The organism is Morganella psychrotolerans (assembly GCF_001676055.1).
GTDB lineage: Bacteria > Pseudomonadota > Gammaproteobacteria > Enterobacterales > Enterobacteriaceae > Morganella > Morganella psychrotolerans_B.
Genome location: NZ_LZEX01000012.1, coordinates 18,517 through 31,384 on the forward strand (window position 1 = coordinate 18,517; position 12,868 = coordinate 31,384).

Below are 12,868 nucleotides of genomic sequence, written 5' to 3' on the forward strand. Positions count from 1 at the left end.
GGGCCAACAGGAAAGGATTTTTTGCACATCCGTGTTGAGAAAAGCTCGTATTCATTAACCTTAAACAATAAAAGGTTATTTAGTTATCGTTCTTATCCAACTGGATGAGTAACTTGCGCATCAGTTTCTCCAGACTTTTCTGCTCATCTTCTTCCAGAGCTGACCAGATATGGCGCAATGCATCATGCTGAGGCGGCAGCAGGCTGTGCAGAAAATCGGTTCCTTTCTCCGTCAGATGCAGGTGCAGGCAACGGCGGTCATTGTGGCTCTCTTTGCGTTCAATCCAGCCATTTTTTTCCAGCTCATCAGCAATACGGGTTGCGTTTGTACGGGAAGATCCGAGTGCGGCACTCAGTTCGGATGGCTGAATGCTGTGTGATTCTTTAGTATCAAGGATCATCAGCGCCATGAATAACGTTTCGTTTATGCCCTGAGATTTCAGCATACTGTTACGTTTTTCTAATAATTTACTCTGAACGTGCATGGAGAGCCGGGTCAGTAAAATTTCCTGATACGGTAAGTCTGCGCCAAGGCTTTTCTGCTGTGCTATACGGCTGTTGAGCAACTCTTCTGTCGGTGTAAATGAACTTTCCATTATTGAGATACCTTATTAGTTTCTGTTGGTACGATAACTTAGCTATCACCCGGCTGAATGGTCAGCTAAAAGATTAATTTAACAATTATAGCAGGTTAATATCACTATGTTTCGTTTGATAATGATAACTGATTCATAAATTTTGTGAATGTCAGTTACAAAAAATACGTATTTTTTAGCAAATCACTTACATTGTGGCTACAGAGTGACTAACCTCAATTATGCGTAATTTCCGCGATATAAATGGCGTCAATTTTTATTAGCACTTTATCGTACTGAATAAGATGTAATGGCTGACATTGCCGTTATGGTAGTGATTATCGCTGTAGTATCTATTTTACGTGGTCGAAAATTATTTTCTTTGATTAACTGTGTTATTTGTAACTTTTTATGAAGGGATAATCTATATGCGGTAGGTTATTATTCGATATTCGTTCAATTTTTGAGTGGAAAAAACACCCGAAGGTGTTTTTTTCAGAGGGAAGAGTTGTCGGCGGTGTGTTGCCTGCATGCTGTGTCAGTTATCTGAGCAATATCATGTTTTTTTCCGGCGAGCCAGACAACCAGACCTGTCACACTGACTGCACCGCCGCTGTAACAGACCCCCATCCAGCCGTAGTGACTGTAAGCATAGCCTGACAGTAGTGAACCGAGTGCGCCGCCTAAAAAATAACAGGTCATATAACCGGCGGTCAGGCGGCTGCGCGCTTCCGGCATCATTCTGTAGAGGGTACTCTGATTGGTGACATGAATTGCCTGTACGGCAAGATCAAGAATAACCACACCGGCAATAAATGCCGCGACCGAATACCCGGCAAAGGCAATCGGGATCCACGAGAGCAGAAGCAGTAACAGACCCGCGCTGGTGGTCTGACGGCCTTTGCCTTTATCCACAAAGCGTCCTGCCTGTCCTGCCATCAGTGCGCCTGCCGCACCCGCCAGACCGAACAGGCCGATCGTACTTTCTGAGTAATTAAACGGGTCAGATGACAGCAGAAATGCCATAGAGGTCCAGAGCAGACCAAATGCCGCAAACGCGATTGCCCCGAGCGCCGCACGAACCCGCAATACCGGTGTGCGGACAAATAGCACAACAATGGATACCAGCAGCTGTCTGTATTTCAGGGAAGACACCTGTTTGTATTGCGGCAGACGGAACCAGAGGATCAGGGCCAGCAGGACGAGCAGCCCGGATGCGACCCAATAAATTGTCCGCCAGCCGCCAAATTCTGCCAGAACACCGGCGACTGTGCGTGCCAGAAGGATCCCGAGCAGCAATCCGCTCATAATAATGCCGACGCTTTACCGCGATGCTGCGGTTTTGCCAGGGTTGCGGCAAGCGGGATAAGCACTTGTGCCACAACAGAGAACATTCCGGCGAGTGCCGTTCCCAGCAGTAATTGCCAGAGTGTCTGTGACAGTGCCGAGATAAGCAGCCCGATTGCTGAAAGCAGTGTCAGGGTGACAATCAGGTTGCGGCGCTCAAATTTATCGCCGAGCGGAACAATAAACATCAGACCGGCGGCATAACTGAGCTGTGCTGCGGTGACAATAAAGCCCGCCATACCGGCAGTGACGCCGAATTGTGTGGCGATAGTATCGAGTAACGGCTGTGAATAGTAATTGCTTGCCACTAATAAACCGGTGGCAACTGCCATCAGGCAGATAAGTCCCGGGGTCAGGACGGCATCAGGTGTCTTTTTTTTCATTATGTCCGGATTACAGTGATAAGGGTATTCGGGGCGCTACTATATAGAAACCAGGCAGGAAGGAGTATTAATTTTGTGAGTTAAATCACATTTAATTGAGCAAAAAAACGGCCATGCAATGCATGACCGTGGTGTATGAAAACTAAAAAATGATTACTTTTCAGCTGCCTGGCGCGCCAGCTTTATCCATCCGTCAAACGTGGACTGATTCGCTTTAATCCAGGCATTTGCATGTCGCTCAATATCCGCCTGTGAATTTTGTCCGTCATGCATACGCAGGTTCTGGGCATTGATCGCCGCAACCGGCAGTTTCATGATGGCAAACAGTTCAGCTGCCGCAGGGTTTTTATCAGCCCAGGCTTTGTTTGCAGCAATGTGCATAGTGCTTGGCGGGAAACCGTAATTTTTACCATTGGGTAATTTTGTATCGATTTTTTCACCGTCCGGCATTGAGGAAAACGGCACCTGTAACCAGACCACATCACGACCCGGTTTAAGCTCATCACTTATCCAGTAAGGGGTCCAGGTGTAATACAGGATAGGCTTGCCTTCTTTATAGCGCGTGATGGTATCAGCCATCATTGCGGCATAGTTCCCCTGATTATGTTCAACCGTATTATTCAGTTTGTATGCTTTCAGGTGATTGTTAATGGCGGCCTCGCAGCCCCAGCCCGGATTACAGCCGGTCAGGTCAGCTTTGCCGTTGCCGTTGGTATCAAACAGTTTGGCGATTTCAGGGTCTTTCAACTGCTCAATATTGGTAATGTTATATTTTTCAGCGGTTTTCTTATCAATAAGATAGCCCTGTGCGGCATTCACGACATAATCTCCTTTGCGGTAGAATTTGTCGTCACCACCGGCGGCTTTGTACTGTGAATTATGCAGCGGTACCCAGCTTACAGCCATAAATGTGGCATCGCCGTTGGCGATAGACGCATATGCGACGTTGTAATCCACTTCCTGAATCGGCTGTACATCGTAACCGAGCTCTTCCAGGGCTTTATTGACGATAAGGGTCTGAAATGTCTCTTCAGTAATGGTGCTTTGTACAGGCAGCACTTTGATCCCTTTGCCGGGCTTTGCAGTATCTGCAAGCGCCTGAGTACCAATGAGTGCCGATAAGGCGATTGCCATAATTGCTGTCTTACGCATCGTTTTCCCTCTTGTTGTGCCTGCCGCAGACCGGGGTGATGTGCAGCAGGGTGATAATTTGCCGGGAGCCGGGCTCCCGGGCATGGTGTGTATTACGGTGTGCGGCGGAACGGACGGGTGATAAGACCGGCGGGGCCGGTGTGATACCAGCGGCGTCCGGCTTTGGCGCGGGAGTCTTTCCCGAGCGACTGGGTCAGGCGGTCAAGAATGATGGCAAGGATAACAATTCCCGCACCACCGACAGAGGCCAGCCCCATATCCAGACGACCAATACCGCGCAGAACCATCTGTCCCAGACCGCCGACGGCTATCATCGAGGCGATAACCACCATCGACAACGCCAGCATCAGTGTCTGGTTGATCCCTGCCATGATGGTTGGCATCGCCAGTGGTAACTGCACTTTGAATAACATCTGGCGCGGATTGGCACCAAATGATTCAGCCGCTTCAATCAGATCAGCGGGCACCTGTTTTATCCCCAGAATGGTCAGGCGGATAACCGGTGGCAATGCAAAGATAATAGTCACCACAACGCCCGGCACATTACCGATACCAAAAAGCATGACAATCGGCACCAGATAAACGAAGGCCGGAGTGGTCTGCATGGCATCAAGCAGCGGACGGATTATTTTTGCCGCGCGTTCATGGCGCGCCAGTGCAATACCTGTCGGCAGCCCGATAAGAATACAGAACATCAGGGCGGTCAGTACCAGAGACAGTGTTACCATTGCTTCAGACCATGCCCCGATTGCACCAATAAATGTCAGTGATATCAGGCTGGTAATACCGAGGCCTTTGCCGCTCATCTGCCAGGCTATCAGGGCAAAAATCACAATAGCGATAGGTGCCGGTATGGCGGTCAGACCCTGCTCAAAGCTGCTGAGAACAAAATCAATCGGAACACGGATCCCCTGAAATACCGGGCGGAAGTGCAGAACAACCCAGTTGATGATATCGGTTACCCAACTGTCAAACGGAAGAAGCGTGTGGTCAAACGGATGTGCCCAGTCAAAGGCGGGACCCGCAGCGTCACCGGCAGCGCCGGTATCAAGCCAGTCTGTGCCGCTGTCCGGAACATCTCCACCCCACGGGTCGGCATCTGCGCTGCCGGTATTTGTGGTATCAGCCCACGGATCCTGCTCTGTATCTGTCTGATTATTCGGGTTCATTCGGCGTCTCCTTATCTAAAGCCTGAAGCAACATCCCCTTCGAGATGACGCCGATATAGCGGTTGTTTTCACCGGTAACCGGTACCGCACAGGAAGATTGCCCGACAACACTCAGCAGCTCATTGAGCGGCGTGTCGGCACCGACTGCCTGCGGTTCATTCAGGATGGCATCCGTAATGGTTTTTTTCGCTTTCAGCGCCGCTTCAAGTGAGGCGACAGAAACAATGCCGGCAAATTTCTGTCCACGCTCAATCAGATAGCCGTATTCACGGTCATCATCATTCAGTACTTTCAGCGCAGAGCGCGGTCCGAAACCGGGAGCCACATGCAGCAGGGCATCGGCACGGCGGCGGGCGATATCTTTGGCACTGAATACGTGACTGATATCCACGCCGCGAAAGAAGGTGCGGACATAATCATTCGCCGGATTATTGAGAATTTCATCCGGTGTACCGATTTGCACGACAACCCCGCCCTGCATAATGGCGATACGGTCACCGATACGCATGGCTTCATCGAGATCATGGGAGATAAAGACAATGGTGCGCTGCTTATCACCCTGGAGGCTGAGTAACTCATCCTGCATTTCTGTGCGGATCAGCGGGTCGAGTGCGGAGAAGGCTTCATCCATCAGCAGAATATCCGGGTCATTTGCCAGCGCGCGGGCAAGGCCGATACGCTGACGCATTCCGCCGGAAAGCTCATCCGGATACGAATTTGCCCATTGCTCCAGATTGACCTGTTTCAGGGAATCGAGCGCCCGCGTATGGCGTTCGGCTTTGTCCATTCCGGCAAGTTCAAGGCCGAATGCGGTATTTTCGATAACCGACATATGCGGCATCAGAGCAAAGGACTGGAATACCATACTGATTTTTTTACGCCGGACTTCGCGCAGTGCCTGGTCTGAGATAACCGCGATATCTTCGCCATCTATCAGCACCTGGCCGCGTGTCGGTTCAATCAGGCGATTGAGAAGACGAACTAAGGTAGATTTCCCTGAACCGCTCAGTCCCATAATGACGAATATTTCGCCTTCTTCAATGGCCAGATTTGCATCCTGTACCCCGATAGTGGCACCGGTTTTTTCAAATATCTGATCTTTACTCAGACCCTGATTTAATAATTCAAAGGCAAGCTTAGGATGCTCACCAAATATTTTATAAAGATTTTTAACTTCGAGTTTTATCGCCATGCATTATATCCATTCAGAATTAATGTGGATGTCAGATTCGTGAATATGCTCTCTTCCCTGAAAAAAAAACGTTATTTACCCTAACACACGAGATAATGCTGACAACCCCTTGATTATGAGAATTAATCAAAATCCTTCCCGGTATTTGCATCAGAGGATGGTATGAATTTAGTTATTTGTCTTTTTTGTTAATATATTAATGATGTGGTGGGTAAGGCAGCATAAATAGCGATAAACGTTAAGCAGCTCTTTGTTTTAACCATTATTTACCGGATGTACCGTTAGCGGGAAGAAAACAATAATTGGGGGATAATAACCGGATTTTATCAGGATATAAAAGAGAAGGAAAAAACAGGTAAAAAAATCACACGGATTCAATATAATTTAATGATTACGTTTGGTTACTATCTGTCCGGATGGACATATTGCAGTTAAGTTTTAAAATAACTCGGTAAAAATATCGTAATCAACAATGTTAGTGGTACTAAAAATTGATTATTCAGGCTGTTTTTTAAGCTAAAAAAGCACTGATATAAATAATCTTAAATATCAGTGCATTGATAAGATAGGTGGTAATGCCATTACAGGTTAGAAAAAATTACTGATTTAAAAGTCCCAGTCTTCATCTTCCGTGTTAATGGCCTTTCCTATGACATAAGACGACCCCGAGCCGGAGAAGAAATCGTGGTTCTCATTCGCATCCGGTGATAATGCCGATAATATGGCCGGACTGACATCGGTTACACTGTCCGGAAATAAGGCTTCATAACCTAAATTCATCAGGGATTTATTTGCATTGTAATGCAAAAATTTAATCACATCTTCAGACAAGCCGACAACATCATATAATTTTCTGGTGTAATTAATTTCATTCTCATATAAATCCAATAACAGACTGAATGTGAATTCTTTTATTTCCTGCCGGGTTTGCTCATCATAATTAAGCAATGCCCGCTGAAATTTATATCCGATATAATAACCATGCACGGCTTCATCACGGATAATCAGCCGGATCAGATCGGCGGTATTTGTCAGCCTCGCGCGGCTTGACCAGTACATCGGCAAATAGAATCCGGAATAGAATAAGAAGGATTCCAGAAAGACACTGGCCACTTTCTTTTTAAGCGGATGCGGGTCGCGGTAATAACCGAGAATGATATCCGCTTTATTTTGCAATGTGGGTTCTTCTTCACTCCAGCGGTAGGCGTCATCAATTTCCTGTGTGGAGCAGAGCGTGGAAAAAACCGAACTGTAAGAGCGGGCATGGACCGCTTCCATAAAGCTGATATTGGAGAGTACCGCTTCTTCATGCGGGGTCTGGGCATCCGGGATCAGTGCCGGTGCGCCGACCGTATTCTGAATGGTATCCAGCAACGTCAGCCCGGTGAATACCCGGATGGTCAGTTGTTTTTCATCCGGCGTCAGTGTCTGCCAGGACGGAATGTCATTCGACAGCGGAATTTTTTCCGGCAGCCAGAAGTTGCTGGTCAGGCGGTTCCACACTTCCAGGTCTTTGTCATCTTCTATGCGGTTCCAGTTTATCGCAGAAACGCGGCTTAATGTTGTCATGGTAATATCCTGATTTTAATCTGTTTATACGGCGCAGGAGACACAACCGGCAACTTCCGTGCCTTCCAGTGCCGACTGGCGCAGCCGCACGTAATAAAGCGTTTTTATGCCTTTTCGCCAGGCGTAAATTTGTGCGCGGTTAATGTCCCGCGTGGATGCCTCATCACTGAAAAAGAGGGTGAGAGACAGCCCCTGATCGACGTGCTGTGTGGCGGTGGCGTAGGTATCAATTATTTTTTCAGGGCCGATTTCGTACGCATCGCGATAATATTCCTGATTATCATTAGTCATGTAAGCGGCCGGATAATAAACACGTCCGAGCTTACCCTCTTTGCGGATCTCAATGCGGGCAACAATCGGGTGAATAGATGAGGTTGCGTGATTGATGTAAGAGATAGATCCCGTTGGCGCAACCGCCTGTAAATTCTGGTTATACAGTCCGTGCTGCATCACGTTTTCTTTTAATTGCTGCCAGTCTGCCTGTGAGGGAAGCGCTATCCCGGCATCGGTAAACAGGGCGCGCACCTTTTCTGTTACCGGTTCCCATTTCTGCGTGATGTATTTGGTAAAGTATTCACCACTTGCATAGGTGGATTGTGCAAAGTTAAAGAATGTCTGCCTGCGCTCGGTCGCCAGCCGGTTTGAGGCTTTCAGTGCATAATAGGCAATGGTCATAAAATAGATATTTGTGAAATCAATACCTTCTTCTGAACCATAATGAATACGCTCCCGTGCCAGATAACCGTGCAGGTTCATCTGCCCGAGCCCGATAGCGTGTGAGCCTTGATTGCCGTGGTCAATGGACGGCACACTGCTGATGTGGCTCATATCTGAGACCGCAGTCAGCCCGCGCACTGCAATATCTACGGAGCGGGCAAAATCCGGGGAATCCATCATGTTTGCGATATTCAGGGAGCCGAGATTACAGCTGATATCCCGCCCGGTATGGCGGTAGCTGAGGTCGTCCTCATATTCGCTGGCGCTGTTGACCTGCAAAATCTCTGAGCACAGGTTGCTCATATTAATGTAACCGGCGATGGGGTTTGCCCGGTTAACATTATCTTCAAACATAATATAGGGATAGCCGGACTCGAACTGGATTTCAGCGAGGATGCGGAAAAATTCGCGGGCATTAATTTTACGTTTGCGGATAGCTTTGTTATTCACCATATCCGCGTAATGTTCGCTGATACTCAGCTCAGACATGGGTTTGCCGTAAATCCGCGCCACATCATAAGGCGAGAAAAGATACATCGGCTCATTATTTTTGGCTAATTCAAAGGTAATATCCGGGATAACCACGCCGAGGGATAATGTTTTGATACGGATTTTTTCATCTGCATTTTCCCGCTTGGTGTCCAGAAATGTCAGGATATCCGGGTGATGAGCATGAAGATAGACTGCTCCCGCGCCCTGACGCGCGCCCAGTTGGTTGGCATAGGAAAATGCATCTTCCAGCATCTTCATGACCGGCACCACGCCGCTGGACTGGTTTTCAATCAGCTTAATCGGCGCACCGGTTTCACGCAGATTGGTCAGCAGAAACGCCACACCACCACCGCGTTTCGATAGTTGCAGCGCCGAATTCACACTGCGCCCGATGGACTCCATATTGTCTTCAATCCGCAGCAGGAAGCAGGAAACAAATTCTCCGCGCTGTTTTTTGCCGCAGTTGAGAAACGTAGGGGTGGCAGGCTGGAAACGCCCGCTGATAATTTCTTCCAGCAGATGCTCTGCCAATTCAGTATCGCCTTGTGCCAGAGTCAGTGCCACCATACAGACGCGGTCTTCAAAGCGCTCCAGATAACGCTGCCCGTCAAAGGTTTTCAGGGTATACCCGGTGTAATATTTCAGTGCACCGAGGAAAGTCTGAAAGCGGAATTTTTTGCTGTAAGCCTGTTTGAACAGGGATTTGATAAACCCGAAATCATACTGTTCAAGCACCTGTGTTTCGTAATAGTTTTCGTTAACCAGAAAATCGAGTTTTTCCCGCAGATTGTGGAAAAACACGGTGTTCTGATTAACATGGCTGCGAAAGTAGTGATGGGCCGCCGTCACATCTTTATCAAACTGTATGTTGCCGTGTGCGTCATACAGGTTGAGCATCGCATTCAGGGCGTGGTAATCCGTGTGTTCAGTCGTCATAGTCTGTCTCAGAAGTCAGTTGAGTGCGGGTGTCAGCGCCTGTTGCTGCCAGAAGCGGTGCAGGCCGTCGCGGACACGTCCGACATCATGTTGTGTGCCGAGCAATTCAAAACGGTATAAAAAAGGAACACCGCATTTGGCGGCAATAATATCGCCCGCAATACCATAGGCGGCACCGAAATTGGTATTACCGGCAGCAATGACACCGCGCAGTAATGATCTGTTCTCCGGCTGATTAAGAAAGCGGATCACCGGACGCGGCACCGCGCCGTTGTGATGACCACCGCCGTAGGTCGGCACCAGCAGCACATAAGGCTGCGTGGCGCAAAGCGGGCTGCCGTCTTCCGGCAGCCGCGTCGCTGGTATTCCCAGCTTGCCGACAAAGCGGTGACAGGTTTCTGAGCGGGTGGAGAAGTAAATCAGCGCCTGTGTTGTTGTCATAAAGCCTCCTGCCGGTTTCTCAGCCGAGCGCGGCGAGTTTGTCAGGACGGAATCCGGCCCAGCTCTCCTGACCGGCAACCACTACCGGCACCTGCTGATAACCCAGGGAGCGGACATGCTGATACGCCTGCTCATCCTGTGTGATATCAATGACACTGAACGGAATGTTCTTGCGTCCGAGCATCTGGTAAGTCGCGTTGCATTGCACGCAGTCGGGTTTGCTGTAGATAATCACTGTCATGATAATGTCTCTTGATTATATCTGTGGGTGATACACAGATATCGTGGGTCAACTGTATTTGAGATACTATATGTAGATATTGAATATATCAACCACACTATATATAGTGTTTATCTAATTTGAATGATTATTATTATTAAATGTCTGTATCTGAGTTACATCATGATCATTCACCCGGTCTGCTATACCCTTATTCATTCAAACTGCAGGTGTGTTGGCTACGCTCAGCTAACCGGGCCACATACTGATGTATGCTCCCCGTTTATCTTCACTTGCCGCCTGCCTGCATCTTGAATGATGTTGGGTATATACAGCGGCAGAGCTAAAATCCGCAGCGACAAATTTTGTTGTCAGGCGTACAATAAAAAAAAGTTGATCTGCTGTTACCGGCGGGTCTTTTCACCGACATCTGAGTTGAAATCACAGTTTTTATTATGGAATTATCCCCGTCTCCCCAAACAATCCGAACTCTCCTTGCCGCTGAAGTACCGTTGATCGATGTCCGTGCACCGGTGGAATTTAACCAGGGCGCGATGCCCGGTGCGCTTAATCTGCCGCTGATGAATGATGATGAGCGGGCGGCTGTCGGTACCTGTTATAAGCAGCAGGGCTCTGAAAAAGCACTTGCGCTGGGTTATCACCTGGTCAGCGGTGAGAGCCGTACCCGCCGTCTGGCGGACTGGCAGGACGCTTGTACCCGTAATCCGCAAGGCTACCTGTGTTGTGCCCGTGGCGGTCAGCGTTCTCATATTGTGCAGCAATGGCTGCATGAATCGGGAATGGAATACCCGCTGATTACCGGCGGTTATAAAGCCCTGCGTCAAGCGGTGATTCAACTGACAACTGAGCTGGTACAGCGCCCGGTTATCTTAATCGGCGGCTGTACCGGTAACGGTAAAACCACGCTGGTGGGTGAACTGGCAGACGGTATTGATCTGGAAGGGCTGGCCCATCACCGTGGTTCTTCATTCGGACGAACCCTGGAAGCCCAGTTTGCGCAGGCGACCTTTGAGAACCATCTCGCCGCCGCAATGGTAAAAAAAGAAGCCGGGCGGACGCGCTGGGTTCTGGAAGATGAAGGCCGCGCTATCGGTGTCAATGGTCTGCCGGACTGTCTGCGGGCGCAGATGGAGAAGGCATCTCTGGTGGTGGTTGACGATCCGCTTGAGCGGCGCCTGGAAAGGCTGAAAGAAGAGTATTTTGATCGCATGTACCGGGATTTTACCACGGCATACGGTGAAGAGCAGGGCTGGCTGGCATACAGTGAGTATCTGCATCACGGGCTGTCAGCTATCCGCAAACGGCTTGGTGCACAGCGGGCTGCTGATCTTACTGCACTGCTGGACACTGCGCTGGCAGAACAATTACGCACTGGTGCGACCGATGCGCATTTCTCCTGGTTATGTCCGTTACTGGCAGAATATTATGACCCGATGTACCGCTATCAACTGAGCAAAAAAGCAGACCGGATACTTTTTTGCGGCACGTATGAAGCGGTTGCCGACTGGCTCAAATAATCATCTGACGTTGCTCATCATATTTTACATAACAATCTACCGGGGGATTTTTCTCCGGTGAATTGACTTGCATGAAATCATTTGCCTCGTTATTTTCTCTGTTGTGAGATGAATAACGTAAATGATGTTTGTCTCTTTATCAGAATTAGGTTCTTCTGTAGAAATCTATAGAAAATCAGAACAAAGGGCAAACTAATGGCGACAACATATATTAAGGCACCAACCGGATTTCCCCGTCGTTATATCACTATCAGTGCAGATTTGCAGGGTGTTACTGAACTGGGATTCAGCGATAGCACCACAGAACAGATTGATCCGGATAATCCGTATATTGTTCAGTGTATTACAGAGTTGGATGAATATTTTTCCGGTAAAAGGCAGGATTTCAGCGTGAAACTGAATCCGCACGGAACGGAGTTTCAAACCCGCGTCTGGTCACAATTGTCGACTATTCCGTTTGCAGTCACATGGTCGTATAAAGATTTGTCATTAAAACTGGGATCGGCAAACTACTGCCGGGCAGTCGGCATGGCTAACGGACGTAATCCAATCTGTCTGATTATTCCGTGTCACCGGGTTATTGCTCATGACGGCTCAATGGGCGGGTACAGCGGCGGGCTGGATATCAAACACTGGCTGCTGCGTCATGAAGGAATTATGTAACCGGGCATGAGATGTTCCTGCTATATAGTTGAATATAGTTAAAATAAGTAAGATAAATCCTCTGGCGTGTCAGTGGAATATCTCACACAATACCATTATCCGACGGGTAATTCGGATATCCGGACAGATTACCCGTAAGGATCAATACAGTCTGCTGAAGACTGACCAGGTACTAATGAGTACAATCACTTGTTTAAAGGGTTTTTTTGAATGTCAAAGCGCAAAGGTAACGTGAAGTGGTTTAACGAAGCGAAAGGTTTCGGTTTTATCACTCCGGAAGACGGCAGCAAAGATGTGTTCGTTCATTTCTCTGCGATCCTCAATGATGGTTTCAAAACACTGGCTGAAGGTCAGAAAGTGGAATTTGAAATCGTTGATGGTGCCAAAGGCCCGTCTGCCGCAAACGTTGTCTCAATTTAAGTTGTAGTTTGCAATTTGCTATACCGTAGCCGTTATTTTAATTCGACATTACCGT

The 12,868-nt window shown here is 48.4% G+C and carries 11 protein-coding genes and 1 pseudogene; 3 read left to right on the forward strand and 9 right to left on the reverse strand.

The window, feature by feature from the left end; all coding sequences use genetic code 11:
• Nucleotides 1-79 precede the first annotated feature (79 nt).
• The 9 genes and pseudogenes from mprA to nrdH form a co-directional block, all read right to left on the reverse strand.
• Nucleotides 80-595, reverse strand: coding sequence for a transcriptional repressor MprA (mprA, locus tag AYY17_RS08560; protein ID WP_067422974.1), 516 nt, complete (start codon nt 593-595; stop codon nt 80-82).
• Nucleotides 596-1,069: 474 nt separating this feature from the next.
• Nucleotides 1,070-2,304: pseudogene (locus AYY17_RS08565) on the reverse strand (MFS transporter).
• A gap of 153 nt (nt 2,305-2,457) precedes the next feature.
• Nucleotides 2,458-3,456 carry a glycine betaine/L-proline ABC transporter substrate-binding protein ProX gene (gene proX, locus AYY17_RS08570; protein ID WP_067422976.1) on the reverse strand — a complete coding sequence of 333 codons (999 nt, stop codon included), beginning with the start codon at nt 3,454-3,456 and terminating at the stop codon, nt 2,458-2,460.
• A 92-nt stretch (nt 3,457-3,548) separates the two neighbouring features.
• Nucleotides 3,549-4,625, reverse strand: a complete 1,077-nt coding sequence (gene proW / locus AYY17_RS08575) for a glycine betaine/L-proline ABC transporter permease ProW (RefSeq protein WP_067422979.1) — start codon at nt 4,623-4,625, stop codon at nt 3,549-3,551.
• A complete protein-coding gene (gene proV / locus AYY17_RS08580; RefSeq protein WP_067422981.1) occupies nt 4,612-5,817 on the reverse strand; it encodes a glycine betaine/L-proline ABC transporter ATP-binding protein ProV in 1,206 nt (401 codons plus the stop codon). The genes proW and proV overlap by 14 nt, the downstream gene beginning before the upstream one ends.
• Before the next feature lie 606 nt (nt 5,818-6,423).
• Complete coding sequence (nrdF, locus tag AYY17_RS08585; RefSeq protein ID WP_067422983.1) at nt 6,424-7,386, reverse strand: class 1b ribonucleoside-diphosphate reductase subunit beta; 963 nt, start codon at nt 7,384-7,386, stop codon at nt 6,424-6,426.
• Nucleotides 7,387-7,410: 24 nt separating this feature from the next.
• Complete coding sequence (gene nrdE / locus AYY17_RS08590) at nt 7,411-9,531, reverse strand: class 1b ribonucleoside-diphosphate reductase subunit alpha (protein ID WP_067422986.1); 2,121 nt, start codon at nt 9,529-9,531, stop codon at nt 7,411-7,413.
• Nucleotides 9,532-9,546: 15 nt separating this feature from the next.
• Nucleotides 9,547-9,972, reverse strand: coding sequence for a class Ib ribonucleoside-diphosphate reductase assembly flavoprotein NrdI (gene nrdI, locus AYY17_RS08595; protein WP_067422988.1), 426 nt, complete (start codon nt 9,970-9,972; stop codon nt 9,547-9,549).
• Between the two features lie 19 nt (nt 9,973-9,991).
• Nucleotides 9,992-10,213, reverse strand: coding sequence for a glutaredoxin-like protein NrdH (gene nrdH / locus AYY17_RS08600; RefSeq protein WP_067422990.1), 222 nt, complete (start codon nt 10,211-10,213; stop codon nt 9,992-9,994).
• A gap of 434 nt (nt 10,214-10,647) precedes the next feature.
• Between nrdH and mnmH the strand changes: the two genes are divergently transcribed.
• The 3 genes from mnmH to cspE all read left to right on the forward strand — a co-directional run bounded on the left by mnmH (nt 10,648) and on the right by cspE (nt 12,813).
• The gene (mnmH, locus tag AYY17_RS08605) at nt 10,648-11,730 is read left to right on the forward strand and encodes a tRNA 2-selenouridine(34) synthase MnmH (protein WP_067422991.1); all 1,083 of its coding nucleotides are present in this window, start codon (nt 10,648-10,650) and stop codon (nt 11,728-11,730) included.
• A 195-nt stretch (nt 11,731-11,925) separates the two neighbouring features.
• Complete coding sequence (locus AYY17_RS08610) at nt 11,926-12,393, forward strand: methylated-DNA--[protein]-cysteine S-methyltransferase (RefSeq protein ID WP_067422993.1); 468 nt, start codon at nt 11,926-11,928, stop codon at nt 12,391-12,393.
• 210 nt (nt 12,394-12,603) lie between these two features.
• Complete coding sequence (gene cspE, locus AYY17_RS08615) at nt 12,604-12,813, forward strand: transcription antiterminator/RNA stability regulator CspE (protein ID WP_004235583.1); 210 nt, start codon at nt 12,604-12,606, stop codon at nt 12,811-12,813.
• The last annotated feature ends 55 nt before the right edge of the window (nt 12,814-12,868 follow it).

Excerpts from the sequence above, each read along its gene's own strand:
- nrdH (WP_067422990.1), bottom strand. The coding sequence starts at position 10,213 with ATGACAGTGATTATCTACAGCAAACCCGACTGCGTGCAATGCAACGCG.
- nrdE (WP_067422986.1), bottom strand. The coding sequence starts at position 9,531 with ATGACGACTGAACACACGGATTACCACGCCCTGAATGCGATGCTCAAC.
- proV (WP_067422981.1), bottom strand. The coding sequence starts at position 5,817 with ATGGCGATAAAACTCGAAGTTAAAAATCTTTATAAAATATTTGGTGAG.
- proW (WP_067422979.1), bottom strand. The coding sequence starts at position 4,625 with ATGAACCCGAATAATCAGACAGATACAGAGCAGGATCCGTGGGCTGAT.
- nrdF (WP_067422983.1), bottom strand. The coding sequence starts at position 7,386 with ATGACAACATTAAGCCGCGTTTCTGCGATAAACTGGAACCGCATAGAA.
- AYY17_RS08610 (WP_067422993.1), top strand. The coding sequence starts at position 11,926 with ATGGCGACAACATATATTAAGGCACCAACCGGATTTCCCCGTCGTTAT.
- proX (WP_067422976.1), bottom strand. The coding sequence starts at position 3,456 with ATGCGTAAGACAGCAATTATGGCAATCGCCTTATCGGCACTCATTGGT.
- mnmH (WP_067422991.1), top strand. The coding sequence starts at position 10,648 with ATGGAATTATCCCCGTCTCCCCAAACAATCCGAACTCTCCTTGCCGCT.
- cspE (WP_004235583.1), top strand. The coding sequence starts at position 12,604 with ATGTCAAAGCGCAAAGGTAACGTGAAGTGGTTTAACGAAGCGAAAGGT.
- mprA (WP_067422974.1), bottom strand. The coding sequence starts at position 595 with ATGGAAAGTTCATTTACACCGACAGAAGAGTTGCTCAACAGCCGTATA.
- nrdI (WP_067422988.1), bottom strand. The coding sequence starts at position 9,972 with ATGACAACAACACAGGCGCTGATTTACTTCTCCACCCGCTCAGAAACC.